Source organism: Enterobacter sp. LM3, from assembly GCF_046622475.1.
Taxonomy (GTDB): domain Bacteria; phylum Pseudomonadota; class Gammaproteobacteria; order Enterobacterales; family Enterobacteriaceae; genus Enterobacter; species Enterobacter cloacae_P.
The window spans coordinates 1-26169 of record NZ_JBJURN010000015.1; the positions used below are offsets into that span (position 1 = coordinate 1).

Consider the following 26169-nt stretch of genomic DNA (forward strand, 5'->3'; position numbering starts at 1 on the left):
AAAAAAAAGCCCGTACTTTCGTACGAGCTCTTTCTCGAATATGGCGGTGAGGGGGGGATTGACTCGCTTCGCTCGCCGTTACTCGGCCCATCCACGGGCCTCGCCCCTTCGGGGCCAACGCAGGCGTTGTTCAAAAACGCTTCCGGCGTTTTTGTGCGGGCAGATTCCTCGCAGGCTCGTCATCTGTCCAACTGGCTGTCGCCAGTTGTCGAACCCCGGTCGGGTGTTCTCATCCCCCCCGCAGGCGTGCAACATGCGAAAAAAAAGCCCGTACTTTCGTACGAGCTCTTTCTCGAATATGGCGGTGAGGGGGGGATTGACTCGCTTCGCTCGCCCTTCGGGCAGATTCCTCGCAGGCTCGTCATCTGTCCAACTGGCTGTCGCCAGTTGTCGAACCCCGGTCGGGTGTTCTCATCCCCCCCGCAGGCGTGCAACATGCGAAAAAAAAGCCCGTACTTTCGTACGAGCTCTTTCTCGAATATGGCGGTGAGGGGGGGATTCGAACCCCCGATACGTTGCCGTATACACACTTTCCAGGCGTGCTCCTTCAGCCACTCGGACACCTCACCATATTGTCATCCCGTTGTTACCGGAACGGGCGCTAATGTAAGGAAAAGCCGAACTGCCGTCAACCCACTTTTTCAGTAAATTGGCGCGTTTAGACAAACTTCAGACAACCTGATTCCTAAATGTGCTGAAAGTGCCTTTTTTATCAGCAACGCGGTTTGCTGATAAATTTGTTATGCTGGCAATCTGGTTGAAAATGAAAATAAAAAGCGCAATGAAAGGCAGGAATGACTATGGATATTATCTTTTATCACCCCACTTTTGATACGTCTTACTGGATTAAGGCGCTTTCGGCTGCATTGCCGGGCGCACGCGTTCGCGAGTGGAAGCGTGGTGATCATGAACATGCTGACTACGCGCTGGTCTGGCATCCGCCAGTTGAAATGCTGCAGGGACGCAAACTGAAGGCCGTTTTTGCGCTGGGAGCCGGTGTGGATTCGATTCTGAGTAAACTGAAAGCGCACCCTGAAATGCTGCCTGAAGATATCCCGTTGTTCCGCCTGGAAGATACCGGAATGGGCCAGCAAATGCAGGAATATGCCGTAAGCCAGGTACTGCACTGGTTCCGTCGCTTTGACGATTATCTGGCACTCAAACAGCAATCCCACTGGGAACCCCTGCCGGAGTATCAGCGCGAAGATTTTACGATAGGTATTCTCGGCGCTGGCGTGCTTGGCTCAAAAGTGGCCGAAGCCCTTGCCCCGTGGGGATTCCCGCTGCGCTGCTGGAGCCGCAGCCGCAAGGATTATCCTGGTGTGAAGAGTTTTGCCGGAACAGATGAACTTCCGGCGTTCCTGAAAGATACGCGTGTGCTGATTAACCTGTTGCCGAATACGACGGAAACGGTGGGGATCATTAACAGTACACTCCTGAATCAACTGGCTGACCGGAGCTACTTAATGAACCTGGCGCGTGGGGTGCATCTGGTGGAAACCGATCTGCTGAACGCTCTGGACACTGGAAAGCTCAAAGGCGCGATGCTGGATGTTTACAGCCGTGAACCATTGCCTGCAGAGAGCCCGCTGTGGGCTCACCCGCGCGTGGCAATGACGCCGCACGTGGCGGCCGTTACGCGCCCGGCAGAAGCGGTGGCCTATATTTCCCATACGATAGGTGAGATGGAACAAGGGAATGCAGTGACAGGCCACGTCGACAGGCAGCGCGGTTACTGAGAGAAACCCGGCGTTAGCCGGGTTTTTGCTAATATTCGAGACAGATAACTGCTATCCTTGGGAAAAACCGCAGAGGAGAGAGAGATGTATCCCGTTGACCTGCATATGCACACCGTCGCCAGCACCCACGCGTATAGCACCCTCCATGATTACATCGCGCAAGCAAAGCTAAAAGGTATCAAGCTTTTTGCGATAACCGATCATGGCCCGGATATGGCAGATGCGCCGCACTACTGGCATTTTGTGAATATGAGGATCTGGCCACGTCTGGTGGACGGAGTAGGGATACTGCGTGGCATCGAAGCGAATATTAAAAATATCGACGGTGAAATCGACTGCACCGGCCCGATGCTGACCTCGCTGGATTTGATTATTGCCGGTTTCCATGAGCCGGTTTTTGCGCCACAGGATAAAGAGGCCAACACCGCAGCGATGATTGCAACGATTGCCAGCGGCAACGTGCATATTATCAGCCATCCTGGCAACCCTAAGTTCCCGATTGATATTCAGGCCGTTGCGCAGGCGGCGGCAAAACACCGTGTGGCGCTGGAAATTAATAATTCCTCCTTTGTTCACTCGCGTAAAGGTAGTGAAGCAAACTGCCGCGAAGTGGCTGCCGCCGTGCGTGATGCCGGTGGTATGGTGGCGCTGGGTTCTGATTCACATACTGCATTTACGTTGGGCGATTTTAGCGAGTGTCTGAATATTCTTAATGACGTCGGTTTCCCTGAAGCGCGGATCCTTAACGTCACGCCACGCCGTATGCTTGATTTCCTGGAGTCGCGCGGAATGGCTCCGATTGATGAATTTGCCGATCTTTAATTGTGTAATGGAACAAAAAATGAATGAGTTTTCTATCCTCTGCCGCGTGCTGGGTACGCTGTATTACCGCCAGCCGCAGGACCCGTTGCTGGTTCCGCTTTTTACGATGATCCGTGAAGGGAAACTGGCGCAAAACTGGCCGCTGGAACAGGATGATTTGCTGGAGCGCCTGCAAAAAAGCTGTGACATGCAACAGATTTCGGACGATTACAACGCGCTGTTCGTGGGCGAAGAGTGCCGTGTGTCACCGTACCGCTCTGCCTGGCAGGAAGGGGCGACGGAAGCAGAAGTGCGTGCCTTTCTCTCTGAGCGTGGCATGCCGCTGACCGATATGCCAGCCGACCACATTGGTACGCTGCTGCTGGCCGCTTCCTGGATTGAAGATCATGCCTCTGACGATGAAAACGAAGCCATCGAAACCCTCTTCGAAGAGTATCTGCTGCCCTGGTGTGGCACTTTCCTCGGGAAAGTTGAAGCACATGCGATCTCACCATTCTGGCGAACCCTGGCTCCACTCACCCGCGATGCTATCGCCGCAATGTGGGATGAGTTAGAAGAAGAGAGTGAAGAGTGATTTAGGTCACATAAATTCTGCAACAGCACATTTCAATTTGCACATAATGTGCTTCTGATCTCATTTCTATGGCGCGCTTCTGCTAAGATGCGCGCCATGAACATATTACTTTGTATTGCACTCACAACAGGCATTCTCTCCGGGCTATGGGGATGGGTCGCGGTGTCTCTCGGGCTGCTTAGCTGGGCCGGGTTTCTCGGCTGCACGGCCTATTTCGCCTGCCCACAGGGTGGCGTAAAAGGGCTGTTTATCTCTGGCTGCACGCTGATGAGCGGCGTTATCTGGGCACTGGTGATTATGAAAGGCAGTGCGCTGGCTCCGCATCTGGAAATCCTGGGCTATGTCATGACAGGTATTGTGGCCTTCCTGATGTGTGTTCAGGCGAAGCATCTGCTGCTTTCATTTGTGCCGGGAACCTTTATGGGGGCATGTGCCACCTTTGCAGGGCAGGGTGACTGGAAGCTGGTGGTTCCCTCGCTGGCGCTGGGGTTGCTGTTTGGCTATGCCATGAAAAACAGCGGTCTTTGGCTGGCGGCGCGACGGGAAAAGGCACAAAACATTTCTGCGCTGAGTGAATAAAAAAAGGCGAGATAACTATCTCGCCTTTTTTATGCGCTTTCGATCAGGATTCCGGAGGCACCGACATATCGCGGTATTTCACGAGTACCGGGTTTTGCACATCTGCTTTGTTCTGCAGATCCCACAGTCCGCGATCGATCCCGTCATTAATCAGGAAAATGACGCCAGTTTCAATGGCTGACATCAAACACATCATGACCGGCTCGTTTGAGGTATAACCAATTTCACCTTCCAGTAAACGCTGGTAATCAATAAAGCGGAATACCCCCGCCTGTACTTCATAAGAAAGAATGGTTTTACTGGTAGTGACCGAAGACAGAACCTCACCCGTGCTGACGTTGACCACGCGCAGGTTTACGGCGATTTGGTCAAGCTGATACTGGGTATCTGCACCGATACCGAAGTAACGCGCCCCGACGCCACCAGATTTAACGTTGCTTTCGTAGCCAATAATCGAACCTTCGATCATCACGTTCGCCGCCGCCAGTGATTGCAGTGGCGTGCGGTTATTCATTGCCACTGTGCCATTTTCCTGTGCGGCACGAATAATTTTACGTTCATTCAACAGGTTCTGAAGCCCCTGGCGTTCCAGAGGAATAAACCAGTGCGAGTCCTTGAGCGCGGTAACCAGCATGGCAGTGGCACTCTGTGGCACTGCCGTAGAGAAGTTACTGGCTGGGTAAGGCTTAAATTGCCCCGTTTCATCCTGAATGTTGTAAACGGAGACAAATATTTTACCCGTTGGTGCAGGTAAATGGGTTAAATCACGGTAACTTTGAGCCCGAGGCATTAATGTTGGTTTTGCAGCTTCTTTAGGTGGAGCAGTTAAACAACCGCTCAATAAGCACACTGCAACAAATATCAGGAAGCGCTGCATGATCGTTGTCCTTATTTTGATGTTGTTCAGAAGTTCGTGGAGTTACTTTGTAAACCGGAAACCTGGATGGTGGATGTTTTCCCCGTTTTCCGATCGGTCACGTTCAGCTGTAGCTGCCCATCCGTATTGGCGATGTCGACAATAAAGTCGTTGGTCACCATTCGGCCTGGTTTACCGGTATTAATGTTGGTCAACAAACCACCCAAAATTTGCGACTGAATAGCCTGCGTGAAGTTGTCCAGTGCTGATGGAGTGTCTACGTTATAATTCTTAAGGCTTGGATCTTTATAGGAGTTTTGTGCCTGGGCTTCGTTCAACAGGAACGCCCCGTTGTTGGGGTTACCGCCAAAGTTAGGGTTACGGAACTGGAACGTCATATTTCCGGCCCAGCTTACTGGTGCTACTAGCATTAACGAAATAACTGCATATGCAATACGCATGACAGCCTCCGGATATAGGTTCACTAAAACTCGTCTTTTGCTAAATCGCTGGTGCTTAATAGGGCTTTATCTATTTGCAGGCGATTAATAGCGTCTTCAGTTTGTGCCAGTGCTAAGGCTACGTTTTTATCGAAGTCTATTTTCGTGGGAAATAAAAATGTCTGGTAAATAACGTCCTGATTCGCCGTTATTGTTATCCAGCTTCCCCATCGAGCACTGGGCCGTTCGTTGATTGTTATATTCCCAGGGTACTTACCGTCCCATTTGTCGCTAAAGGCACGATAAAAACTGTGTCCGGTAGATGAGACAGTGTGGTCTGTTAACAATCCGGGAACTTCAACCTCGACGGCCTGAAGGTTCCCAGCAGCGAGCAGAAAGCCCGCTGCGGCAATCCAACTCAACGTGCGTTTCATGTGATTAACGCCTGAGGTTATCGTTTGCCCATGAAACTGCCTGAGTTCGGTTTTTAACAGCTATCTTCTTGAAAAGATTATAGAGATGCGTCTTAACGGTATTTTCGCTGATAAATAACGAACGGGCGATTTCAATATTTGAAGCACCGATACGCAACTTGTTCAGGATCTCTTTCTCACGATGCGTAAGGAGTGCCGACTCTGAACTGTTATAGCGATAATTTCCGGAGTGTGTGATGAGGTAGCTGGCAAGTTTTTGCGAAAAATAGCACTCTCCGCGCAAGATGCCCTGCATGCCTTCCACAACCCGATCTTCTTCATCAGTGACGTAAAAAACGCCATTGATATGCGGCCAGCTTTCAATGTCTCTGAAAGGATACTCATCAGGAGTATTCAATAATAGCACTCGGATATTATTGTTTTTCCTGCTTAAATTATCTTGCCAGTAATGGATGAGCTTTTTATCCGCTTCCATCATATCGAGAAGAATTATGCTACCAGGTGCAATATCATCGAAAGAACGTTGAATATTATGCAATTTCCCGTTCAATGATAAAGATTGCTTTAAATGTTGTAATAAAGCGGTCGCTTGCAAAGAAGGTTTGGTGATCAACAGTAATGTATGACCATGTAAACTATGGACTTCATTATACATGATGAAACCCCACTTTTTTATGACACCTGGCAGCTATCCTCTTAATAAAGAAAAGAGGACACCAGAAGTACTGACAGATGTTGCACTGCTGTGTGTAGAATCAGACCATAACCTCCAGGAGGAGGTAAATATAAAACAAATCTCGTACATCTAATTTCAATCTAGCTATTACGAACTTTAAAGCAAGTGTTAAACGTGTAACAAGATGTAAAAATCAATATTAATTTGTGAAAAATGAACATTTGAAATGCTGCGATTTGATAGGAAAGTTGTACATGCTAATAGCCCTGCATAGATTTTAAAAATCATACAAATATTTATAACATTATAATTTATATTGATATTTTTTATTGTTGATATGCTTTGTAAAGGTATGAGCTCGTGAAAATTTCTAAGTCCTTTAATCCAGCTGAAATCCTCTTAAGAAAGTGCATCTCGTGATCGCGTGATGATCAAAATGTTATCCTTGCGTCACATAACATGCCCGTCATGAAAGGCTGGACAACCAGCCCTGCCCTTGTACAGCCTGCCGCGCAGAACTTTTTTATAAAAAACCAAATGGTGCTGAATACAGCGATTTTTGGCATAAATTAATACTTTGAGGTGACATGATAAATAAAAATAATCCACGCGGGTGAGATATTAAAAATGTTTCAACAGACATACTCTTCACCGTAACGACACGTTAACAAAACAACGAGTCGTTTTAACCCTAAGTCACATTTTCAAGGTTATGTTTTTTGTATATAGCCAGGTCCAGGGTGACAACATGAAAAACACATCGTTATTTATGATGTTTACATTACTGGGTGTGCCTGGATTTGTTATCGCGGCGAGTTCAGATTTAGCAAACGCTGAATATAATTTCGCGGTTAATGAGTTAAGTCGGTCATCTTTAAATCAGGCAGCCATTGTTGGTCAACAGGGCGTAAATAATGACGCTCAGGTTCGTCAGGGCGGGGCTAAATTACTGTCCGTTGTTTCCCAGGATGGGGTAGGCAACAGAGCGAGAGTTGATCAATCAGGGACTTATAACTTTGCTTATATCGCTCAGAGCGGAAGCGCGAACGATGCGAGTATTACGCAAGGTGCATATGGTAATACGGCAATGATTATCCAACAAGGGTCGGGTAATAAAGCAAGTATTACGCAGTACGGTACGCAGAAAACCGCAGTTGTAGTGCAGAAACAGTCGCAAATGGCAATTCGCGTTATCCAACGTTAGTTATTTAGCGGCGACTTTAATCAATCCGATGGGGGTTTTACCATGAAATTTATCAAAGTGGCAGCACTTGCAGCAATCGTTGTTTCTGGTAGTGCTATGGCCGGTATGATTGATCAAGGCGGTTGGGGTCATGGCGGTCATGACAATGGTCCAAATTCAACCATGAGCATTTACCAGTACGGTGGTGGTAACTCTGCTGTCGCCTTGCAGACTGACGCAAGAAATTCCAGCCTGACAATTCGTCAGAGTGGTGGCGGTAACGGTGCTGACGTTGGCCAGGGCTCTGACGACAGTACTATTAACCTGACCCAGCATGGTTTTGGCAACAGCGCAACACTTGACCAGTGGAACAGCAAAAACTCCACTATGAATGTTAGCCAGTACGGTGGTGGTAACGGTGCCATTGTCGATCAGACTGCATCTAACTCAAGTGTGACTGTGCAGCAGGTCGGTTTTGGTAACCACGTGACAGCTCATCAGTATTAATACTGAAATCTGTGCTACAAAAAAACAGGGCATATGCCCTGTTTTTTTTCGGGAGTTCATCATGAATACCTTAATACTCCTCGCTGCACTCTCAAGTCAGATAACGTTTAAAACCTCGCAACAGGGAAATATGACGACCATTATTCCCCAGGTAATATTGACGGAATCGTGTGAGTGTCGGGTTCAGGTTCTCTCTGTGCGGCAAGGGCTGGGGGGACAAAGTACGTCGCAACAGCAAAATACCCTTTCTATACCCGCTAATCAGACGATTGATTTAACAAGATTGAGTTTAAATATTGGTGCAGGGGATACGGTGAAGATTACGGTCACCGTTTCCGATGGAAAATCGCTTCATTTATCGCAGCAATGGTCACCGCCAGGTTCGGCCCTGTAATTATTCATTAAATCAATGAGTTGAGTGCTGTGGCGATATTCGCTGGTTGTTACTATGATGTGATCAGGGACTGAGAAAAATGTGCTGTCCAGTCGCCTGATACTGCGTTTGTCATAATGGAGCGCTTTGCCCCTCAAGGACGATTTTCATTGAGGAGTATGTCTCATGACTAAATATAACGCTCAACTCGTTTCAGGTCTTGCCCTAATCATATCTGCTTTTATTCCCCCGGCCTTTTCAGCAACCGTTGTTGATGGTGGGGTGATTCATTTTCGTGGAGCCATTGTCGCCGATCCGTGTGAGGTCACACCGCAACAGCGACAGTTGGCGATGTCTTGTCCGGATAATAACCGGATGCAAACGCGCACGATCAGCTACGAGGATGCCCTGAACGGTAAGGAGGCCGCTTCCAGCCTGGCGACTCTCAGTATGAAGTACCTCAATCCTGAAAAAACGCTTGCGGTTGTACAAATTCAGTATCGTTGATCCCTCTCTTCCGCTGGGCGGCGGAAGAGGTTTTTTCCGATAGTTTTTTCTCAATACCTCCTCTGCGATACACTTAAGAAAAAGGCGGGTAGCAGAGGGTATTTATGAAACCGCAAATTGAAGTCATTCACGGCGATATTACGACGCAGCACGTCGACGTGATCGTCAATGCAGCAAATCCATCACTGATGGGGGGAGGGGGTGTGGATGGCGCTATCCACCGTGCAGCAGGGCCACAGTTGTCAGAAGCCTGTAAAATGGTGCGTCAGCAACAAGGTGAATGTCCTCCCGGGCATGCGGTGATTACAATTGCGGGTAATCTCCCTGCCAAAGCAGTGATTCACACCGTGGGGCCGATATGGCAGGGTGGCGAACAGCATGAGGCACGGATCCTGGAAGATGCATACCGTAACTGTCTGCGCCTTGCTGCCGACAATGGCTATAAAACGATGGCCTTCCCGGCCATCAGTACCGGTGTTTTCGGCTATCCCAGGGCTGCAGCGGCAACCATCGCCGTTGAAACCGTTTACCGATACCTGTCCCTCAAACCGATGCCTGAGCAGGTGTTCTTTGTCTGTTTCGATGAAGAAACGACACACCTCTATCAGCGACTATTGGCCCAGTGTGGGCAAGAATTCGATACCTGAAATGCAAACGCGGCGCACTGAGTGCGCCGCGTTGTTTATGAGGTTTTCGTTTGCGTTTTTCCCGAAAAAAGGAAGCGCAGCAGCGGGATCCGCAGATGGATTTCGTAGAGCACGAGCGCCAGGCCAACAACAAAGACCAGCCCGGTAAAGAAGCCCAGCGTGTTGGAGGCGATATGCGGCGTAATATAGGCTCCGAAGAAGAGTGTCAGCGGGTGGTGCACCAGATAAATAAACAGCGATGCGTTGACGAAATAGGTCACCCGGTGGGATTTAAAATTCAGCAGGCGATGGCCTAACGCGAATACCACATTGACCATCCACAAACCGAGCAGCATGGTGATGACGCTCTCGGTTTCATACATCCATGCATCGCCGCTGCCGTAACGCTGGTTCAGCAGGTAGGCCATAAAGGCGATTGCCGCACCGAAAGCGCACCACGGTGACGGGGTTGTAAAGAGCGATTTAAGCTTCGGATAAACAAATGCCAGTGCCCCGATTAAAAAGAAAGGGATATAGAACAGCGACTGCATTACCACAAAATTGAACAACCCGTCGCTCAGTATCGGTGGATAGACAATAAAAAGGGTGCGTCTTATGGCCGCATAAATGATACCCAGCAGCAAAAAGAGCAGTGACAGTTTACCCAGGGTAATGCTGGCGAAGAAACGGTCGGTTTGATCGCTCAGGTGACGGCGCAGGCGACCGAATATCACCAGACTGACCGTAGTGAGCACCACCAGAACCAGCAAGAACCAGAGGTGGGATACCAGCTCCCAGACCAGCGTGTTGTATTTTTCATACAGCGACAGATTGGGCCAGTTCTCCGCTTTACCTTTTACATACTGCAGCATAATAAACTGAGGCAGCGTCAGCAGCGGGATAGCGGTCAACATCGGGATGCCTACTCGCTCCACTCGCACTTTCCACCAGCGCTTGATCGGATAGCGCAAAAACAGCATGTAGGAAAAGTAACCGGAAATGACAAAAAACACCTGCATACGGAAGGCGTGAATAAAATCATTAAACAGCGTGAGCCACCAGGAAGGAACCTGGCTGTTAACGTGCCAGGTGTGGCTGGAATAAATCAATGAAATGTGGAATGGGATCCCCAATAGCATCAGCCATGCCCGGATCGAGTCGAGGAAATATTCACGTTGTACGGGTGTTGTGCTCATATAACTTTGTGCATTCTCAGACTTTTCGCCTTATCCCTAAGACTCATAATGGTTACATTCGAAGCCAACCCTACACCAAGACCGACACCCTGTCTCCAGGATAAGCACGCAAAGTGAAAAGCAGGTTCTTTCATTTGCTTAATCCCTGAGCCAGCGAGCTGAACAAAGCAGTGATAATGTTGTCGGATTGCCTGAGTTTCCATTAAAATGGATCGGATCGATATAAGCACACAAAGGGGGAAGTGCTTACTTATTATGAAACATAAACCACAGATGATGAAAATGCGTTGGTTGGGTGCGGCAGTGGTCTTGTCCCTGTATACCTCATCGGCACTGGCCTTTAACATCGATGATGTCGCAAAACAGGCGAAATCGATGGCTGGCAAGGGCTATGAAGCGCCGAAAAGTAACTTGCCCTCCGTTTTCCGCGACATGAAGTATGCGGACTATCAGCAGATCCAGTTCAATCACGACAAAGCGTACTGGAACAATATTAAAACCCCGTTCAAGCTTGAGTTTTATCACCAGGGCATGTACTTCGACACGCCTGTTGCGATCAATGAAGTGACCGCGAACACGGTACGTAAAATCAAGTACAACCCGGGTTATTTCAATTTTGGTGATGTGCAGCACGACAAAGACACGGTGAAGGACCTGGGCTTTGCTGGCTTCAAAGTGCTTTACCCTATCAACAGCAAAGATAAAAACGACGAAATCGTCAGTATGCTCGGTGCCAGCTACTTCCGCGTGATTGGCTCAGGGCAGGTATACGGGCTTTCTGCGCGTGGCCTGGCTATTGATACCGCACTGCCTTCCGGTGAAGAGTTCCCACGTTTTCGTGAGTTCTGGATTGAACGTCCAAAACCAACGGATAAACGTCTGACTATCTACGCACTGCTGGATTCCCCTCGCGCAACAGGTGCTTATCGCTTCGTGATTATGCCAGGACGTGACACGGTTGTTGACGTGCAGTCTAAAGTGTACCTGCGCGATAAAGTGGGCAAACTGGGTGTTGCGCCACTGACCAGTATGTTCCTGTTCGGGCCGAATCAGCCGTCACCGGCGACCAACTTCCGCCCGGAACTGCATGACTCCAACGGTCTCTCTATTCATGCCGGTAACGGTGAGTGGATCTGGCGTCCGCTGAACAACCCGAAACATCTGGCGGTTAGCAGCTTTGCGATGGAAAACCCGCAAGGTTTCGGCCTTCTGCAACGCGGTCGTCAGTTCTCCCGCTTTGAAGATCTGGATGACCGTTACGATCAGCGCCCAAGCGCCTGGGTAACACCAAAAGGTGACTGGGGTAAAGGGAAGGTTGAGCTGGTTGAAATTCCAACCAACGACGAAACCAACGATAACATCGTTGCTTACTGGACGCCGGATCAACTCCCGGAATCCGGTAAAGAGATGAACTTCAAATACACCATTACCTTTAGCCGTGACGAAGACAAACTGCATGCGCCGGATAATGCGTATGTCATGCAGACGCGCCGTTCTACGGGTGATGTGAAGCAGTCTAATCTTATCCGTCAGCCGGATGGCACTCTTGCATTTGTCGTGGATTTCACCGGGCAGGATATGAAAAAACTGTCTCCGGATACCGCTGTTACCGCACAGGCCAGCATCGGTGATAACGGTGAGATCGTTGAGAATGCCGTGCGTTATAACCCGGTAACGAAAGGGTGGCGTCTGACCCTGCGCGTGAAAGTGAAAGATCCGAAACAGACCACTGAAATGCGCGCTGCGCTGGTGAGTGACGATCAGCCGCTGAGTGAAACCTGGAGCTATCAGCTACCTGCCAATGAATAATACAACTGAATATATTGATGCCATGCCGCTGACGGACATTGAAAAAGCGGCACTGCCTGAGAGCGACATCCGTGCGGTGCAAACCGCGCTGGATGGTGAACATCGTCAGTTTACCCGTGATGATGATACGCCTCTGGGGTCAGTGAAGGCGCGTCTGGCGCAGGCATGGCCAGACTCGCTGGCAGAAGGGCAGCTGATCAAAGACGATGAAGGACGTGACCAGCTGCAGGCAATGCCGAAGGCAACGCGTTCCTCTATGTTCCCGGATCCCTGGCGTACCAACCCGGTAGGCCGCTTCTGGGACCGCTTGCGCGGGCGTGATGTGACGCCCCGCTATCTGTCGCGTCTGACGAAAGAAGAACAGGCATCGGAACAGAAATGGCGTACCGTGGGGACGATCCGTCGCTACATTTTGCTGTTGCTGACGCTGGCGCAAACGGTCGTTGCAACCTGGTACATGAAAACCATTCTGCCTTACCAGGGCTGGGCGCTTATCAACCCAGCTGACATGGTGGGCCAGAATTTCTGGGTCTCCTTCATGCAGTTGCTGCCGTATATCCTGCAAAGTGGCATCCTTCTGCTGTTCGCCGTTCTGTTCTGCTGGGTATCGGCCGGTTTCTGGACGGCGCTGATGGGCTTCCTGCAGCTACTGATGGGACGAGACAAATACAGCATTTCCGCGTCAACGGTTGGGGATGAACCCCTTAATCCTGAACACCGTACTGCGCTGATCATGCCTATTTGTAACGAAGACGTTGACCGCGTATTTGCGGGGCTGCGTGCAACCTGGGAGTCCGTTAAGGCGACCGGCAACGCGGAACATTTCGACGTCTATATCCTGAGTGACAGCTACAACCCGGATATCTGCGTGGCCGAGCAAAAGGCCTGGATGGAGTTGATTGCCGAAGTGCAGGGCGAAGGCCAGATTTTCTACCGCCGCCGTCGTCGTCGTGTGAAGCGTAAGAGCGGTAACATCGATGACTTCTGCCGTCGTTGGGGTAATCAGTACAGCTACATGGTGGTGCTGGATGCCGACTCCGTGATGAGCGGTGACTGTCTGACCGGCCTGGTGCGTCTGATGGAAGCTAACCCGAACGCGGGTATCATTCAGTCCTCGCCAAAAGCATCCGGTATGGACACGCTTTATGCGCGCTGCCAACAGTTTGCCACGCGTGTTTACGGGCCGCTGTTCACTGCGGGTCTGCACTTCTGGCAACTGGGTGAGTCTCACTACTGGGGCCACAACGCTATTATCCGCGTGAAACCGTTCATCGAGCACTGTGCGCTGGCACCGCTGCCGGGTGAAGGTTCGTTTGCCGGGTCTATTCTGTCGCACGACTTCGTGGAAGCGGCGCTGATGCGTCGTGCAGGGTGGGGCGTCTGGATTGCCTACGATCTGCCTGGCTCATATGAAGAACTGCCACCGAACCTGCTGGATGAACTCAAGCGTGACCGCCGCTGGTGTCACGGTAACCTGATGAACTTCCGCCTGTTCCTGGTGAAAGGGATGCACCCGGTTCACCGTGCGGTATTCCTGACGGGTGTGATGTCCTATCTCTCCGCACCGCTGTGGTTTATGTTCCTTGCACTCTCCACCGCGTTACAGGTGGTACATGCCCTGACGGAACCACAGTACTTCCTGCAGCCGCGCCAGTTGTTCCCGGTGTGGCCGCAGTGGCGTCCTGAACTGGCGATTGCGCTGTTTGCCTCAACAATGGTGCTGCTGTTCCTGCCGAAGCTGCTCAGTATCATCCTGATCTGGTGCAAAGGCTCGAAAGAGTATGGCGGTTTCTGCCGTGTGACGGTGTCGTTGCTCCTTGAGGTGCTGTTCTCCGTGCTGCTGGCACCGGTTCGTATGCTGTTCCATACCGTGTTTGTGGTCAGCGCGTTCCTGGGCTGGGAAGTGGTATGGAACTCACCACAGCGTGACGATGATTCCACGCCGTGGAGTGAAGCCTTTATGCGTCACGGTTCGCAGTTGCTGCTGGGTCTGGTGTGGGCGGCAGGGATGGCGTGGCTGGATCTGCGCTTCCTGTTCTGGCTTGCCCCGATTGTCTTCTCGCTGATCCTGTCGCCGTTTGTCTCCGTGATCTCCAGCCGTTCAACGGTGGGGCTGCGTACCAAACGCTGGAAGCTGTTCCTGATCCCGGAAGAGTATTCACCGCCGCAGGTACTGGTTGATACGGACAAATATCTGGAGCTGAACCGTAACCGCACGCTGGATGATGGCTTTATGCACGCGGTGTTTAACCCGTCATTCAACGCCCTGGCAACGGCAATGGCGACGGCGCGTCACCGTGCAAGTAAAGTGCTGGAAATTGCCCGCGATCGTCACGTTGAGCAAGCGCTGAATGAGACGCCGGAAAAACTGAACCGCGACCGTCGTCTGGTTCTGTTGAGCGACCCGGTCACCATGGCCCGGCTTCACTATCGTGTGTGGTCTGCTCCGGAGAAATACTCTTCGTGGGTGGGCTACTATGAAGGGCTGAAGCTTAACCCACTGGCGCTGAAGGCAAAATAGGTTTTCTTTGCCCGTGCGCGGGCCTGAAAATCACGTAGGTCGGGTCAGCGAAGCACCACCCGGCAACAAAATACCGGCTGAGAGGCCGGTATTTTTTTAGAGGTTACTCATGAGAATAATCATCGTTGTGATGATGGCGTGTTTACTCAGCGGTTGCGGCAGTATCATCAGCCGCACCATTCCAGGGCAAGGTCATGGCAATCAGTACTACCCCGGCGTGAAATGGGATGTACGTGATTCCGCATGGCGCTATCTGACCGTGCTCGATCTACCATTCTCACTGGTATTCGATACGCTACTGTTACCGATTGACGCCCAGCACGGTCCCTACGAGTAAGGGTAAGTTAACGTTCGTCCCACTCGTCGGCAGCGGTCTGACCCTCTTCCGTATCCAGCGGAGGTTCAAGCTGAAATTCTCCCTCATCCCACTCGTGCAGGGTATTTTCTTCAAGCCACTCCTGACGTAGCTCGATTTCATCATAGTCACCATCGAAGATGGCCTGTGCACCTTCACCGCTCAGGATCGGCAAGCATTCTCCATCTTCGCCTTCTTCTGCGAAGAATTCAGCCTGCCACATAATATCCCCGTCCTGCAGAATATATTTTTGGATATTGAGTTGTTGCACGTCAGCATCTTCTTCCTCAATGCCGGGATTATCGGCAAGGAATTCTTCGCGAGCGGCATCAATAGCTTCTTCCAGCGTGGCGTACATAGTCATTGGTGTCTCCCTGTTTTCGAGAAGGTATTCAGGGAAAGAATAGCTGAATATCTGATCCTGCAAGTATGAATGCGCAAATAAGCTATCACGCATTTGTCTTATTCAGGCGCGGTTCTGTTTTGCTCCGTCTGCTGAGAGGAGGAAGGGCGTAACGTCCGGGATAAGCTGAGCCACGAATAAATGGCATTGAACAGCACGACACCTGCCGTGACGATAAAAACGGCACGGAAACCGAAGCTGGCCGAAATACCCGCCCCGACAAGCGGCCCGGTAACATTACCGATATCGCGAAATGACTGGTTGTAGCTAAAAATACGGCCGGAAATCTGGTTGGTCGAGTTGTAGACCAGCAAGGTCTGGACTGCAGGCAATAACGCGCCATCCGCCGCGCCCAGTAAGAAACGTAACAGACCCAACTGCCACGGGGACTGCACCATCGACATCGGGATAAGCAGCAGGACGGAAACCACCAGTGCGCAAATCAGGATTTTTTCCGGGCCAACACGGTCGCCCAGTTTTCCCAGCCGTGGTGCGCTGAGCAGCGCTGCCACGCCAGGTACCGAGGCAATCAGCCCGCTGATAAACGCAATATTGCTGACGTTACCAGCCAGATCGCGAACGTAAAGCGTCAGTATTGGGGCAATCGACCCGGTCGCCACCTGGATTATCATGGTGGTGACAAACAGGCTCAGTACCAGTCGTGGGTTTTTCAGCGAAGTCAGTACATCCCGGGCGTGAAGCATCTCTTTTTTGGTCACAGGGGTGAAGTTCTCACGGATGCAAAGCAGGGTGACGACAAAGCAGAGGAACAATACGCTGGCCGTAATGAAAAAGACGGGCCGCAGGCCGTAGCTGTCTGCCAGTAACCCACCCGCCAGTGGCCCCAGCAGCGCGCCGCTCACACCGCCGGTTGAGAGCGTCCCGAGCGCCCAGCCGCTTTTATGACGCGGAATTTGCGTGGCGATCAGGGCATTAGCATTCGGGATAAATCCCCCCAACAGACCAAGTAACGCTCGTAAAATCAGGAACTGCCAGACGTTTTGTGCCACCCCCATCAGCGCCATGATGACGGCCATCCCCAGCGCTGAACGCAGCAGCATAATTTTACGCCCCTTGCGGTCGGCAAGACCTCCCCAGAAGGGCGAAGCAATAGCGGAAAAAAGAAACGTGATGCTAAACACCAGGCCAGACCACATATTGAGTGAGCTGTGACCCGTCACGCCCAACTGTTCGACGTAGAGAGGCAGGAAGGGCATAACCAGGCTAAATGCCGCGCCTGTAAGAAAACAGCCAAGCCAGGCAACCGCGAGGTTACGTTTCCAGCTTATGGGGGCATCTGAGGGTGACATAACTATCCGCATAATGAGGTGCAGGGCACGGGGAACCGTGAGGTAATAAGCCTGCTAATTATGCGCCGGGTTTATGATTGCTGCAATGCGGAGGGGCTTTTAAAGCTAAAACAGCATGCGGCCATCGTGGCCGCATGAGGATCAGTAGCGAGAAGGGACGCCCTCAGGGCGGGTTTTAAAGCGACGGTGCAGCCACATATACTGCTCGGGAGCGAGCATAATGCACTTCTCGACGATGCCGTTCATCCAGCGAGCGGTTGTCTCCGCATCGTCCAGCGGTGGGGCAAGCTCTGGTTCGAGCATAATTAACTGGTAGCCAGAGCCGTCTGGTTTGCGGCGAGGTACAAAGGGGACAATGGCCGCCTTGGACATCCGCGCCAGCATCCAGGTACCGGTGGTGGTGGCCGCCTCTTCAACGGCAAAGAAGGGCACAAACACGCTGGATTGCGGGCCGTAATCGTGGTCAGGAGCGTACCAGATAACTTCGCCTGATTTTAGCGCGCGGATCATGCCCTTTAAATCTTTACGGTCGATCATGCTTTTGTTGGAACGCATGCGGCCATTGGTCTGGATTAAATCGATCACCGGGTTGTCATTCGGACGATAAACGCCAATGCCAGGAGCCTGAATGCCGAACATGCGTGCGCCGATTTCGAGCGTCAAAAAGTGCACGCCAATCAGCAGAACACCGGTTTGATTCGCCTGGAGCGTATGTACAGGCTCCATCCCGGTTCCGGTGACTTCGCTCCAGCGTGCCATACGTTTGTCCGGCCAGAACCATGCCATCCCGGTTTCCATCAGCCCCATGCCAACGGATTCAAAATTCTTTGTGACCATTTCATGACGTTCCGATTCGCGCATTTGCGGGAAGCACAGCTCAAGATTGCGGTACGCAATCCTGGCGCGACGTTTCATGAATTTTTGCGCAATACGACCCAGACAGTTGCCCAGACGGAAAATCACGGGGTAGGGAAGTTGTACAAGAAGCCACAAAATGCCAATGCCAAGCCAGGTCAACCAATAGCGGGGATGCAAAAGGGCGACAGTAAATTTCGGTAACTGAGTCATGTCTGTCCTGTTTTCTAACGTCCTGAAGGTCTTATTCTCTCATTTTTTAAGGCATAGCCAAAATATCTGTCACCGAAACGCGCACTACTACAGCAAATGTTAAGACAGATGGGCCAGGCCGAATGAAATGTAACGTAAATTGTATGGATGTAAATTGTCATTGTTTGCTATATGATGCCGACCGATTTTTCTTTCTCAATAACGATTGCAGGACTTGTACACCATGCCAGTGTTACACAACCGCGTTTCGAATGAGATGTTAAAGGCGCGCATGTTGGCTGAAACCGAACCGCGCACGACAATCTCATTCTACAAATACTTCACTATCAACGATCCACAAGCGACCCGCGATGTACTCTACCAGGCTTTCACCACGCTGAATGTGTTCGGACGCGTCTATCTGGCACGTGAGGGTATCAATGCGCAAATTAGCGTACCGGAAAGTAAAGTGGGCGCTTTTCGCGATTTCCTTTACGCGTTCGATCCGGCACTCAGCGGTTTACGCCTGAACATTGCCCTGGATGATGACGGGAAATCGTTCTGGGTTCTGCGTATGAAGGTGCGTGAACGTATCGTGGCGGATGGTATTGACGATCCGGCGTTCAACCCGGGCGATGTGGGTGAATACCTCAAAGCCGCAGAAGTGAATGCGATGCTCGACGATCCTGATGCAGTATTCATTGATATGCGTAACCACTATGAGTATGAGGTGGGGCATTTCGAGAATGCGATGGAAATCCCGGCGGACACCTTCCGCGAGCAGTTGCCAAAAGCCGTTGAAATGATGCAGGAACATAAAGACAAAAAGATCGTTATGTACTGCACCGGGGGTATCCGCTGTGAGAAAGCCAGCGCGTGGATGAAGCACAATGGCTTTAATAAGGTCTGGCATATCGAAGGCGGCATTATCGAGTACGCCCGCCGTGCCCGCGAACAGGGTTTGCCGGTACGTTTTATCGGTAAAAACTTTGTCTTTGACGAGCGTATGGGTGAGCGCATTTCTGAAGATGTGATCGCACAATGCCATCAGTGCGGTGCGCCGTGTGATACGCACACGAACTGTAAAAATGATGGTTGCCATCTGCTGTTTATTCAGTGTCCGACGTGTGCCGTGAAGTTTAACGGCTGCTGTAGCGAGCTGTGCAGTGAAGAGAGCGTGTTGCCGGAAGAAGAGCAGCGTCGCCGTCGTGCAGGGCGTGAAAACGGGAATAAGATCTTTAATAAATCCCGTGGCCGGCTGAATACCAAACTCGGTATTCCCGATCCTGAATAACGATAACGCCCGGCGGAGTGAAAGCCTGCCGGGCGTATTGATTATGACTTCTGCTGAACCCCTTCCACAGAAATAATCAGCTCCACATCCTGCGATGCCGGACCTAAATCTGTTGTGATATTAAAATCTTTCAGGTGAATTTTACCTGCGGCTTCGAAACCTGCGCGCTTGCCTCCCCACGGATCATCACCCTGGCCCATTAATTTAGCACTAAGTGTGACGGGTTTTGTTACGCCGTTAAGCGTCAGATTTCCGGTAATGTCCAGTTTATCGCCATCCCTTTTTACCCCAGTGGAGGCAAAAGTGGCCTGCGGGAATTTTGTCACATTCAGGAATTCTGCACTGCGCAAATGTTTATCGCGTTCAGCATGGTTGGTGTCGACGCTGTTGGTATTAATGGTCACATTGACTTTATCAGACGCAGGATTTTTCTCGTCAAAGCTGAATGTGCCGTCGAAATCCTTAAAGGTGCCATACAGCCAGCTATAGCCAAGATGCTGAATACGGAAATTAACGAAAGCATGCTGACCTTCTTTATCAATTTTATAATCAGCGGCGACGGCTGAGCCGGTGATAAATAACAGAGAACCTAATGCGATGCCTGACAGGTGTTTTTTCATTTTTATGCTCCAGAGTCAACTGACGAACGGCCAAGCATGCGCCTGAGCGTATTGTCTTTATCGATAAAATGGTGTTTAAGGGCGGCAAGCCCGTGCAGCACGGAAAGGATCACCACGCTCCACGCCAGCCAGAGATGAATAACGCCCGCAGTGTCAGCCTGAGAACCCGCATCGGTAAACGTTGCCGGAACGTCAAAAAAGCCAAATACGCTAACGGGTTTACCGTCTGCCGTTGAAATAAGATAGCCGCTAATCAGAATAGCGAAGAGCAGAGTGTAGAGTGCAATATGGGCTGCCGTTGCGCTGACGCGGGTCAATTTACTGTGGGTTTTCGGCGCGGCGGGCGGTGGGGACAGATGTCGCCAGATCACACGAATGACCAGCCCCATCATCAGCAGAACCCCAATACTCTTATGTAATTCAGGTGCCTGGTGATACCAGCCATCATAATAACTGAGCGTCACCATCCAGAGTCCAAGCCCGAACATAGCATAAACGGCGAGGGCAAATATCCAGTGCAGGCACATGGATATTATCCCGTAGCGCTGGGGGGAGTTACGCAATTGCATAAGGAGTACCATTCAAAAAAACAGAATAATAAAAATGAACGGGAAGAGGAAATATTGCAACTGAAATAAATGAATAATCATTTTTATTTTTCTTATTTCAGCTATTTTGAAAGTGATCCGGAAATGTAATTCAATGGCTTCGAGCGAGGCAGGGTGAATGGCTTATATGATGAAGTGATGTTATTCAATAAACATAAAGTAACGTCAATAATTGTAAGTTATTCTTTTCAGTAAAATACAATGTAAATAAAATCGATGATGGCCAGTACTGACCACAATAAAATATAGAGCATGAAATGCTCGCGAATATTGTTGATAAGAAAGCTCACGATCTTGTGCATCATTCCCCGCGAAAATGTGTGAAGAAAACGGACCCCGGACACCCGGAGCCCGTGGAGGATTATCCGTTAAAACGCGACAGCGAGAAGGGCGTCAGATCAAACTGTGGCGTTATCCCCTGGGCAAACTGCGCGGCGATTTCGCCCAGAACGGAGGCAAACTTAAAGCCGTGGCCGCTTAGCCCGGTAATCAGCAACGTATTGTCATGCCCGGGCAGGGTGTCGATGATAAAGTCTTCATCAGGCGTGTTGTCGTAGGTGCATGCTGCACCATAGAGTAAGCCACCAATGCCCGGCAGAATATTGCGCAGAAAAGTAAAGGCTTCTGAACCATCCTGAGGGTATGCGCCAAACGGTTTACGCTCTTCTGGCGAGGAGATGATCTGCCCGCCGTTATGTTTCCCGATTTTGAGCGCGTCTTTTTCCGACGGGAAACCATAGAACTGATCGCCATTGGGCAATTCGCCGGTGAACGCCGGGAATTTGTTCTGGCTGCTGTAACGACCATCCGACTGGAACCAGGAGAAGACCTTGCGCACCGGTTGAACGGGCAGGTCTGGCAGCAGTCTGGTGACCCAGGTCCCCGCGCTAATCAACAGACGGGAGGCCGAATATTCCCCATCCTGGGTGGTCACTGTGACACCGTCAGCATGATGCGTGATGGCGTCCACCGGGCAGTTGAAGAGCTGCGCGCAGCCTGCTTTCGCGGCAAGATCCACCCAGGTTTTAATGGCGGTTTCGCAATGCAGGACGCCAGAGTTGGCTTCAAACAGCCCGATATAATCGTCCGGAACGGAAATCTCTGGCCAGCGTTTCATGATGGCCGGGGCGTCCATCCGCTCCACATCGAGGTGAAATGCGTTTGCACTGTGTTCGACCGTCGCGAGAAACGCCGAACTGGCCGGGCCGAGGTTGATAACCCCTGTGCGATCGAAAATACGTTCTTCGGTCAGTTTTGCCAGCTCATCCCACAGCGTCTGAGCGCGGAGCACCAGCGGGACATAGCGTTCACCTTCGCCATAAGCATGACGAATGAGCCGGGTATCACCATGATGGCTGCCTTCCGAATGCGGGGGAAGGTGGGCATCAATCATCAGGACGTTCAGCCCTGCCTGTGTCGCGTAATAGCCTGCAGCAGAGCCAACGGAGCCGCTACCAATAATGATTAAATCGTATTTCATGGGGATCTCTTAACTAACGCTTTGTTAGCAGAGTAATTAACATCGGGGGGTTATACAAGGGAGAAATAAATAAGGCACCCCGAGGGTGCCTGTTGAGTGACAGTTGGCATAAGATTAATGCCGTTTATACTCATTTTCCTGGTAGTCGCCAGATTCTATTTTTGCGATGCCTGCTTCTAAAATAGAAATAAACTGACGTGCGACGTCTGTTGTAAGCCACAGCGTCTGTCCAACTTCCGCTTCTTCACGGTTTAGTTGATTCGGGGTCTGGTAGTGCAAACGCAGCATCAGTGCATCGTAGCTGTCTACGGTACTGATATCCCAGCCAACAAGTGGGTGGGTCTGGATGACTTCACTATTCTTTTCCATTATAACCCCCTTAATACGTGTTAGAAGACAACGACTTTGAGGTTCAATGCATGTTTTTCTGAAAGCTTTTTCAGTATATCAATAAATAAGGGTTCTGAAGGGAAAAATAAATAGCTGGCAACACATTTTTCTGCGCTTTAGGATTGTTCGAACAATAAAACACCATCTTGCTCACGATTTTTAAGAAGATGCTGAATTAAATTGAACTTTCTGGGAACAGAGCAAAAAAAAGCCGGGGCGACCCGGCAAAAAACACAATGAGGGAGCAAAATTTAATCGGTAATGAACCAGTCTTCGGCGCTTTCCCACGTTTCTTGCAGGATTTCGCTGATACGATCTTTATCTTCTTTTGCACCGCCGATGACGGAGAGGTTGTTCGCCGTCGCATAACGCACCGTTACGGCACCTTCGTTTTCCGGGAAAGTATTGTTAATGCGGCGAGAAAGTTCGCCCGCCAGCGCATCAAGTGCGCCGGCAGGCAGGACGGTTGTTTTGGCTATGGTGACTTCAATACGCATAAATGCCCCCTGTGTAATATACTGTGTATTTATACAGGTATATTGCTGATTTGACAACAAGGGGCGTTGATTTTTTAGCGTTTTACCGTCCAGTTTACGGTTTCACCCGCCAGGAATGGGATCAGCGTGTCATCCGTCAGCGGAATAGATCCATCCACCTGATGCGCTTTGCGCTCCAGCTCAATAAAGGTGTCATTGACGGGCAGCCCGTAGAAACGCGGGCCATTAAGGGAGCAGAACGCCTCGAAATGCTGCAGCGCATTCATCTCTTCAAACACGGTTGCGTAGCTTGCAAGAGCGGTCGGCGCGTTGAAACACCCTGCACAACCACAGCTTGCTTCTTTGCGATGGCGCGCGTGAGGCGCGGAGTCTGTACCCAGGAATGCACGGGAGAAGCCGCTGGCAACCAGCTCGCGCAGGGCCTGCTGGTGGACGTTGCGTTTGAGGATTGGCAGGCAATACAGGTGAGGGCGCACGCCGCCCACCAGCATGTGGTTGCGGTTAAACATCAGATGCTGAGGGGTGATGGTGGCCGCAATAAGTTCGTTACCCTCGCGGACATATTCCGCCGCATCTTTGGTGGTGATATGTTCAAATACCACTTTCAGCGCAGGAAGACGCTGACGCAGCGGCTCCATCACGGTATCGATAAACCGGGCTTCACGATCGAAGATATCAATCTCAGCGTGCGTCACTTCACCGTGTACCAGCAGCGGCATGCCCAGTTTTTGCATGCGTTCCAGAACCGGCATGATGGCATCAATGCTGGTGACGCCGTGGCTGGAGTTGGTGGTGGCATTGGCCGGGTAAAGTTTGGCGGCGGTGAACACGCCTTCGTTAAACCCACGCTCCACTTCATTCGGGTCGAGTGAATCGGTCAGGTAGCAGGTCATCAGCGGGGTGAAATCATGTCCCGCCGGAACCGCATCAAGAATACGCTGGCGATAAGCGATAGCGGCATCAACGGTGGTGACGGGTGGAGCCAGGTTAGGCATGACAATCGCACGGCCATAAATTTCGCTGGTATACGGCACAACGGTTTTCAGCATATCGCCATCGCGCAGATGGATATGCCAGTCGTCAGGGCGGCGGATTTTAAGAACCTGGGATTGTGCAGTCATGGAAGCTCCGGCTTGTCAGGGATCAGTCATTAGGATGGCTGTTTTTGCCGGACACAAATCATAAGCGGAAACGTTTTCCTTTGCACACTTTTCCGTAAAAAAAAGGGCGCTTCTGCGCCCTTCAGGTTAATCGGTGAAAGGAATGATAATTTCGCCCGGTTTCACCTCGATCCCTTTTGCATATTTCTTCGCGAGCGCTTCGCCCTTGCTCTTGTCTTCACTTAAGACATACGCCGGTTGCTGGTTAAAATAGCTGCTCAGCGACTGGTTCAGATAGGGCATCAGGGTTTGCAGGACCGGTTTCATCTTGTCTGGAGTAACCACGGCGTCGACCACTTCCATCTCCTGCAGGTAAATGGCCCCTTTTTCTTTATTGAAGACCGGCAGTGCCTTGAGCTTCAGCTTAATGTTTGCTTTCTGGTTGCCGAATAACGATGTCATATCCAGGTTCGCATCCCCGGAAAGGGTGACTTTATTGGGCTCTTCACGCCCAATCTGACTGGTGAGATTGCTGAGGACGATATGCGCATCGGCAAGCCCCGGCACGCCAATGTCTTTGGAAAAGTTGTTGTGTTTTTCCAGCGCCTGATTAATTTCCTGTTCACTGACAGTGTATTGCGTAAGCTGGTTACAGCCTACCAGCAGACCACTGATGACTAATGCAGCAGCAATGACAATCTTCTTCATGGTGTTCCTCAACGAAAAATCGGCGCTTCTGTCCTGAAGCGTCAGTATGTCAGTGTGAAATAGCAGAAACTAGCAGAAAAAACTGAGAATAAAGGCGGAACAGGGATCCCGCCAGAGAGAAGGGCTACGCGCCAGGTTCGAACATTCCGCTGGTGCTGCGTTTCTGGCTGAACTGCCACCACAGGGCCAGCAGCGTCATAATGCCTACCGCGCCAAGCATCATCCACGGGAGCTCCGGCTGATTCAGCGCTTTGCCGGCGTCGAACAGCCAGCCGCCTCCGGCATAGCCTAATGCACCGCCAAAGGCCAGACCCAGCCGACTGAACCCCATATAGCTGCCACGGGCGCGGGCATCTGCCAGCGAGGCGCTCAGCGTTTCACGGGCGGGTTCAGCGATAATGGAGCCGATATAAAAGGTGCAAATTAGCGTAAACAGTTGCTGAAGTGTACTCACCATACCGACCGGCACCATGCTCAGCGTCATCAGCAAAAGCCCTGCCATCAGACGATGTTCAAGGCGAAAACGCCGTTCGCTCCAGCGGGCAATCGGATACAGCAGCGTCAATGAAAGACAGGCTTCAATGGCGTACATCCATTTGACGGCCGCAGGCGTACCAGCGATGTCGTTAACCATGATCGGTAACATCAGCATGACCTGCACGGCCAGCATGTAGTAGCCCGTCAGGGTCAACACGTAGGTGACGAAACGTTTGTCGCGCAGAACGCGGCCAAGACCTTCGCGCACCGGTGCTTTAACTGTCGACAGCTTCCAGGCGGGCAGAAACAGCCCATTAAACAGGGCGCACAGAATAAAGAGTACCGCCCCGGCTGCGCAGACCAGACGGAAGTCGTACTGCAGCAACCAGCTTCCCAGCAGTGCGCCAACAACTGCCCCGGCGCTGTCCTGCATCATCAGAATCGAGAAGAAGCGGCCCCGCTGCCGCGGATGAATTAATTTCACCACCAGCGCGGTACGCGGCGGATCAAACAGGGTGCCGCCAATACCGGAGAGGAAGCAGGAGAACCACAGTAGCCAGGGATCATGGGCGATTGCCATTGTGGCAAAGCCTGCTGCGCGTAACAGCATGCCGGTGACGATCATCGGTTTTGCGCCAAAGCGGTCAGCAATGGCCCCGCCAAAGACGCCCAGGCCTTGCTGGACAAACTGGCGTAATCCCAGCGCGATACCGACCATTAATGCTGCCCAGCCCATTTGATCGACAAAGCGGATCGAGATGAGAGGAAACACAACAAAAAAGCCGAGCACGACCAGCATGTTATCGACCAGCAGGAAATATTTACCCAGGCTCCTGGCCTGTGATACGCGGGACATTTCCCCTCCAGGGAAAAGAGACGGTGAGCACGCTAACATTCTGCGATGTCGCCATGTTTTTTCCCACCCCCGACTACGACAATATTTTTTTATCAAAAGAGTGCTTTGATAGAGAGTTCTCATCGAAAAATGTGAAAATGGTATGTCACTGTTTTCACAGACGGCGCAGGCGCAGGTATAGT

The 26169-nt window shown here is 51.1% G+C and carries 30 protein-coding genes, 1 tRNA gene and 1 other RNA gene; 13 read left to right on the forward strand and 19 right to left on the reverse strand.

The window, feature by feature from the left end:
• Positions 1 to 299 precede the first annotated feature (299 nt).
• Positions 300 to 436, reverse strand: a non-coding RNA gene (locus ACJ9N4_RS15415) — RtT sRNA.
• Positions 437 to 481: 45 nt separating this feature from the next.
• Positions 482 to 569 (reverse strand) — tRNA-Ser (locus ACJ9N4_RS15420).
• Between the two features lie 231 nt (positions 570 to 800).
• Between ACJ9N4_RS15420 and ghrA the strand changes: the two genes are divergently transcribed.
• The 4 genes from ghrA to ACJ9N4_RS15440 all read left to right on the forward strand — a co-directional run bounded on the left by ghrA (position 801) and on the right by ACJ9N4_RS15440 (position 3714).
• Positions 801 to 1739: a glyoxylate/hydroxypyruvate reductase GhrA gene (ghrA, locus tag ACJ9N4_RS15425; protein WP_182919774.1), complete on the forward strand. Its 939-nt coding sequence runs from the start codon at positions 801 to 803 to the stop codon at positions 1737 to 1739.
• Between the two features lie 84 nt (positions 1740 to 1823).
• On the forward strand, positions 1824 to 2561 hold the full coding sequence (locus tag ACJ9N4_RS15430; RefSeq protein WP_182274664.1) for a phosphatase: 738 nt from the start codon (positions 1824 to 1826) through the stop codon (positions 2559 to 2561).
• Between the two features lie 19 nt (positions 2562 to 2580).
• On the forward strand, positions 2581 to 3135 hold the full coding sequence (locus ACJ9N4_RS15435; protein WP_182274665.1) for a molecular chaperone: 555 nt from the start codon (positions 2581 to 2583) through the stop codon (positions 3133 to 3135).
• A 96-nt stretch (positions 3136 to 3231) separates the two neighbouring features.
• Positions 3232 to 3714, forward strand: a complete 483-nt coding sequence (locus tag ACJ9N4_RS15440; RefSeq protein WP_220471165.1) for a DUF1097 domain-containing protein — start codon at positions 3232 to 3234, stop codon at positions 3712 to 3714.
• A 43-nt stretch (positions 3715 to 3757) separates the two neighbouring features.
• On the opposite strand, the gene csgG is transcribed toward ACJ9N4_RS15440, so the two are convergent.
• The 4 genes from csgG to csgD are packed head-to-tail and all read right to left on the reverse strand — an operon-like array spanning position 3758 to position 6099.
• Positions 3758 to 4591: a curli production assembly/transport protein CsgG gene (csgG, locus tag ACJ9N4_RS15445; RefSeq protein WP_182274667.1), complete on the reverse strand. Its 834-nt coding sequence runs from the start codon at positions 4589 to 4591 to the stop codon at positions 3758 to 3760.
• A gap of 26 nt (positions 4592 to 4617) precedes the next feature.
• A complete protein-coding gene (csgF, locus tag ACJ9N4_RS15450; protein ID WP_182274668.1) occupies positions 4618 to 5031 on the reverse strand; it encodes a curli production assembly/transport protein CsgF in 414 nt (137 codons plus the stop codon).
• 23 nt (positions 5032 to 5054) lie between these two features.
• Positions 5055 to 5444, reverse strand: coding sequence for a curli production assembly/transport protein CsgE (csgE, locus tag ACJ9N4_RS15455; protein WP_182274669.1), 390 nt, complete (start codon positions 5442 to 5444; stop codon positions 5055 to 5057).
• A gap of 4 nt (positions 5445 to 5448) precedes the next feature.
• A complete protein-coding gene (gene csgD / locus ACJ9N4_RS15460) occupies positions 5449 to 6099 on the reverse strand; it encodes a biofilm master transcriptional regulator CsgD (protein WP_182274670.1) in 651 nt (216 codons plus the stop codon).
• Between the two features lie 769 nt (positions 6100 to 6868).
• On the opposite strand from csgD, the gene csgB reads away from it, so the two are divergent.
• The 5 genes from csgB (at position 6869) to ymdB (ending at position 9337) form a co-directional block, all read left to right on the forward strand.
• Positions 6869 to 7324 (forward strand): curli minor subunit CsgB, encoded by a 456-nt coding sequence (gene csgB / locus ACJ9N4_RS15465; protein ID WP_182274671.1) that lies wholly within the window; start codon positions 6869 to 6871, stop codon positions 7322 to 7324.
• 42 nt (positions 7325 to 7366) lie between these two features.
• Positions 7367 to 7810, forward strand: a complete 444-nt coding sequence (gene csgA / locus ACJ9N4_RS15470; RefSeq protein ID WP_182919775.1) for a curli major subunit CsgA — start codon at positions 7367 to 7369, stop codon at positions 7808 to 7810.
• A 61-nt stretch (positions 7811 to 7871) separates the two neighbouring features.
• On the forward strand, positions 7872 to 8204 hold the full coding sequence (csgC, locus tag ACJ9N4_RS15475) for a curli assembly chaperone CsgC (protein WP_182274673.1): 333 nt from the start codon (positions 7872 to 7874) through the stop codon (positions 8202 to 8204).
• Positions 8205 to 8369: 165 nt separating this feature from the next.
• On the forward strand, positions 8370 to 8690 hold the full coding sequence (locus ACJ9N4_RS15480) for a type 1 fimbrial protein (RefSeq protein ID WP_411500601.1): 321 nt from the start codon (positions 8370 to 8372) through the stop codon (positions 8688 to 8690).
• A 104-nt stretch (positions 8691 to 8794) separates the two neighbouring features.
• Positions 8795 to 9337 carry an O-acetyl-ADP-ribose deacetylase gene (ymdB, locus tag ACJ9N4_RS15485; RefSeq protein ID WP_182919777.1) on the forward strand — a complete coding sequence of 181 codons (543 nt, stop codon included), beginning with the start codon at positions 8795 to 8797 and terminating at the stop codon, positions 9335 to 9337.
• A gap of 35 nt (positions 9338 to 9372) precedes the next feature.
• Here the strand turns inward: ymdB and mdoC are convergent, their stop codons facing one another.
• On the reverse strand, positions 9373 to 10512 hold the full coding sequence (gene mdoC, locus ACJ9N4_RS15490) for a glucans biosynthesis protein MdoC (RefSeq protein WP_182919778.1): 1140 nt from the start codon (positions 10510 to 10512) through the stop codon (positions 9373 to 9375).
• A gap of 255 nt (positions 10513 to 10767) precedes the next feature.
• Here mdoC and mdoG point away from each other — a divergent pair, with 255 nt between their 5' ends.
• From mdoG to ACJ9N4_RS15505, 3 genes are all read left to right on the forward strand, one after another.
• Complete coding sequence (mdoG, locus tag ACJ9N4_RS15495) at positions 10768 to 12321, forward strand: glucans biosynthesis protein MdoG (RefSeq protein ID WP_182270990.1); 1554 nt, start codon at positions 10768 to 10770, stop codon at positions 12319 to 12321.
• The gene (mdoH, locus tag ACJ9N4_RS15500; RefSeq protein WP_182270991.1) at positions 12314 to 14842 is read left to right on the forward strand and encodes a glucans biosynthesis glucosyltransferase MdoH; all 2529 of its coding nucleotides are present in this window, start codon (positions 12314 to 12316) and stop codon (positions 14840 to 14842) included. The genes mdoG and mdoH overlap by 8 nt, the downstream gene beginning before the upstream one ends.
• Positions 14843 to 14951: 109 nt before the next feature.
• The gene (locus ACJ9N4_RS15505; RefSeq protein ID WP_182270992.1) at positions 14952 to 15179 is read left to right on the forward strand and encodes a YceK/YidQ family lipoprotein; all 228 of its coding nucleotides are present in this window, start codon (positions 14952 to 14954) and stop codon (positions 15177 to 15179) included.
• A 7-nt stretch (positions 15180 to 15186) separates the two neighbouring features.
• Here ACJ9N4_RS15505 and ACJ9N4_RS15510 read toward each other — a convergent pair whose 3' ends face one another.
• The 3 genes from ACJ9N4_RS15510 to ACJ9N4_RS15520 form a co-directional block, all read right to left on the reverse strand.
• Entirely contained in the window at positions 15187 to 15561 is a 375-nt protein-coding gene (locus ACJ9N4_RS15510) for a MysB family protein (protein ID WP_411500602.1), read from the reverse strand.
• Between the two features lie 98 nt (positions 15562 to 15659).
• Complete coding sequence (gene mdtG, locus ACJ9N4_RS15515) at positions 15660 to 16910, reverse strand: multidrug efflux MFS transporter MdtG (RefSeq protein ID WP_182270994.1); 1251 nt, start codon at positions 16908 to 16910, stop codon at positions 15660 to 15662.
• Positions 16911 to 17051: 141 nt separating this feature from the next.
• Positions 17052 to 17978, reverse strand: a complete 927-nt coding sequence (locus ACJ9N4_RS15520; RefSeq protein WP_182919779.1) for a Kdo(2)-lipid IV(A) acyltransferase — start codon at positions 17976 to 17978, stop codon at positions 17052 to 17054.
• A gap of 223 nt (positions 17979 to 18201) precedes the next feature.
• On the opposite strand from ACJ9N4_RS15520, the gene ACJ9N4_RS15525 reads away from it, so the two are divergent.
• Complete coding sequence (locus tag ACJ9N4_RS15525; protein WP_182270996.1) at positions 18202 to 19251, forward strand: rhodanese-related sulfurtransferase; 1050 nt, start codon at positions 18202 to 18204, stop codon at positions 19249 to 19251.
• A gap of 41 nt (positions 19252 to 19292) precedes the next feature.
• Here the strand turns inward: ACJ9N4_RS15525 and ACJ9N4_RS15530 are convergent, their stop codons facing one another.
• The 9 genes from ACJ9N4_RS15530 to mdtH all read right to left on the reverse strand — a co-directional run bounded on the left by ACJ9N4_RS15530 (position 19293) and on the right by mdtH (position 25987).
• A complete protein-coding gene (locus ACJ9N4_RS15530) occupies positions 19293 to 19871 on the reverse strand; it encodes a YceI family protein (RefSeq protein WP_182270997.1) in 579 nt (192 codons plus the stop codon).
• Between the two features lie 2 nt (positions 19872 to 19873).
• On the reverse strand, positions 19874 to 20440 hold the full coding sequence (locus ACJ9N4_RS15535; protein ID WP_182919781.1) for a cytochrome b: 567 nt from the start codon (positions 20438 to 20440) through the stop codon (positions 19874 to 19876).
• 227 nt (positions 20441 to 20667) lie between these two features.
• Positions 20668 to 20781 (reverse strand): DUF2770 family protein, encoded by a 114-nt coding sequence (locus ACJ9N4_RS15540; RefSeq protein WP_182920016.1) that lies wholly within the window; start codon positions 20779 to 20781, stop codon positions 20668 to 20670.
• A 59-nt stretch (positions 20782 to 20840) separates the two neighbouring features.
• A complete protein-coding gene (gene solA / locus ACJ9N4_RS15545) occupies positions 20841 to 21959 on the reverse strand; it encodes an N-methyl-L-tryptophan oxidase (protein WP_196391149.1) in 1119 nt (372 codons plus the stop codon).
• A 114-nt stretch (positions 21960 to 22073) separates the two neighbouring features.
• Entirely contained in the window at positions 22074 to 22328 is a 255-nt protein-coding gene (bssS, locus tag ACJ9N4_RS15550; RefSeq protein ID WP_008500827.1) for a biofilm formation regulator BssS, read from the reverse strand.
• Between the two features lie 272 nt (positions 22329 to 22600).
• A complete protein-coding gene (gene dinI / locus ACJ9N4_RS15555; protein WP_182270999.1) occupies positions 22601 to 22846 on the reverse strand; it encodes a DNA damage-inducible protein I in 246 nt (81 codons plus the stop codon).
• Between the two features lie 74 nt (positions 22847 to 22920).
• Entirely contained in the window at positions 22921 to 23967 is a 1047-nt protein-coding gene (pyrC, locus tag ACJ9N4_RS15560; protein ID WP_182271000.1) for a dihydroorotase, read from the reverse strand.
• Positions 23968 to 24093: 126 nt separating this feature from the next.
• On the reverse strand, positions 24094 to 24654 hold the full coding sequence (locus ACJ9N4_RS15565) for a lipoprotein (RefSeq protein WP_182271001.1): 561 nt from the start codon (positions 24652 to 24654) through the stop codon (positions 24094 to 24096).
• Positions 24655 to 24778: 124 nt separating this feature from the next.
• Positions 24779 to 25987: a multidrug efflux MFS transporter MdtH gene (gene mdtH / locus ACJ9N4_RS15570; protein ID WP_182919783.1), complete on the reverse strand. Its 1209-nt coding sequence runs from the start codon at positions 25985 to 25987 to the stop codon at positions 24779 to 24781.
• Positions 25988 to 26169 lie beyond the last annotated feature (182 nt).

Bases quoted from the DNA above. Each gene is read 5' to 3' on its own strand.
- ghrA (WP_182919774.1), top strand. From the start codon at position 801: ATGGATATTATCTTTTATCACCCCACTTTTGATACGTCTTACTGGATT.
- ACJ9N4_RS15430 (WP_182274664.1), top strand. From the start codon at position 1,824: ATGTATCCCGTTGACCTGCATATGCACACCGTCGCCAGCACCCACGCG.
- ACJ9N4_RS15435 (WP_182274665.1), top strand. From the start codon at position 2,581: ATGAATGAGTTTTCTATCCTCTGCCGCGTGCTGGGTACGCTGTATTAC.
- ACJ9N4_RS15440 (WP_220471165.1), top strand. From the start codon at position 3,232: ATGAACATATTACTTTGTATTGCACTCACAACAGGCATTCTCTCCGGG.
- csgG (WP_182274667.1), bottom strand. From the start codon at position 4,591: ATGCAGCGCTTCCTGATATTTGTTGCAGTGTGCTTATTGAGCGGTTGT.
- csgF (WP_182274668.1), bottom strand. From the start codon at position 5,031: ATGCGTATTGCATATGCAGTTATTTCGTTAATGCTAGTAGCACCAGTA.
- csgE (WP_182274669.1), bottom strand. From the start codon at position 5,444: ATGAAACGCACGTTGAGTTGGATTGCCGCAGCGGGCTTTCTGCTCGCT.
- csgD (WP_182274670.1), bottom strand. From the start codon at position 6,099: ATGTATAATGAAGTCCATAGTTTACATGGTCATACATTACTGTTGATC.
- csgB (WP_182274671.1), top strand. From the start codon at position 6,869: ATGAAAAACACATCGTTATTTATGATGTTTACATTACTGGGTGTGCCT.
- csgA (WP_182919775.1), top strand. From the start codon at position 7,367: ATGAAATTTATCAAAGTGGCAGCACTTGCAGCAATCGTTGTTTCTGGT.
- csgC (WP_182274673.1), top strand. From the start codon at position 7,872: ATGAATACCTTAATACTCCTCGCTGCACTCTCAAGTCAGATAACGTTT.
- ACJ9N4_RS15480 (WP_411500601.1), top strand. From the start codon at position 8,370: ATGACTAAATATAACGCTCAACTCGTTTCAGGTCTTGCCCTAATCATA.
- ymdB (WP_182919777.1), top strand. From the start codon at position 8,795: ATGAAACCGCAAATTGAAGTCATTCACGGCGATATTACGACGCAGCAC.
- mdoC (WP_182919778.1), bottom strand. From the start codon at position 10,512: ATGAGCACAACACCCGTACAACGTGAATATTTCCTCGACTCGATCCGG.
- mdoG (WP_182270990.1), top strand. From the start codon at position 10,768: ATGAAACATAAACCACAGATGATGAAAATGCGTTGGTTGGGTGCGGCA.
- mdoH (WP_182270991.1), top strand. From the start codon at position 12,314: ATGAATAATACAACTGAATATATTGATGCCATGCCGCTGACGGACATT.
- ACJ9N4_RS15505 (WP_182270992.1), top strand. From the start codon at position 14,952: ATGAGAATAATCATCGTTGTGATGATGGCGTGTTTACTCAGCGGTTGC.
- ACJ9N4_RS15510 (WP_411500602.1), bottom strand. From the start codon at position 15,561: ATGACTATGTACGCCACGCTGGAAGAAGCTATTGATGCCGCTCGCGAA.
- mdtG (WP_182270994.1), bottom strand. From the start codon at position 16,910: ATGTCACCCTCAGATGCCCCCATAAGCTGGAAACGTAACCTCGCGGTT.
- ACJ9N4_RS15520 (WP_182919779.1), bottom strand. From the start codon at position 17,978: ATGACTCAGTTACCGAAATTTACTGTCGCCCTTTTGCATCCCCGCTAT.
- ACJ9N4_RS15525 (WP_182270996.1), top strand. From the start codon at position 18,202: ATGCCAGTGTTACACAACCGCGTTTCGAATGAGATGTTAAAGGCGCGC.
- ACJ9N4_RS15530 (WP_182270997.1), bottom strand. From the start codon at position 19,871: ATGAAAAAACACCTGTCAGGCATCGCATTAGGTTCTCTGTTATTTATC.
- ACJ9N4_RS15535 (WP_182919781.1), bottom strand. From the start codon at position 20,440: ATGCAATTGCGTAACTCCCCCCAGCGCTACGGGATAATATCCATGTGC.
- ACJ9N4_RS15540 (WP_182920016.1), bottom strand. From the start codon at position 20,781: ATGCACAAGATCGTGAGCTTTCTTATCAACAATATTCGCGAGCATTTC.
- solA (WP_196391149.1), bottom strand. From the start codon at position 21,959: ATGAAATACGATTTAATCATTATTGGTAGCGGCTCCGTTGGCTCTGCT.
- bssS (WP_008500827.1), bottom strand. From the start codon at position 22,328: ATGGAAAAGAATAGTGAAGTCATCCAGACCCACCCACTTGTTGGCTGG.
- dinI (WP_182270999.1), bottom strand. From the start codon at position 22,846: ATGCGTATTGAAGTCACCATAGCCAAAACAACCGTCCTGCCTGCCGGC.
- pyrC (WP_182271000.1), bottom strand. From the start codon at position 23,967: ATGACTGCACAATCCCAGGTTCTTAAAATCCGCCGCCCTGACGACTGG.
- ACJ9N4_RS15565 (WP_182271001.1), bottom strand. From the start codon at position 24,654: ATGAAGAAGATTGTCATTGCTGCTGCATTAGTCATCAGTGGTCTGCTG.
- mdtH (WP_182919783.1), bottom strand. From the start codon at position 25,987: ATGTCCCGCGTATCACAGGCCAGGAGCCTGGGTAAATATTTCCTGCTG.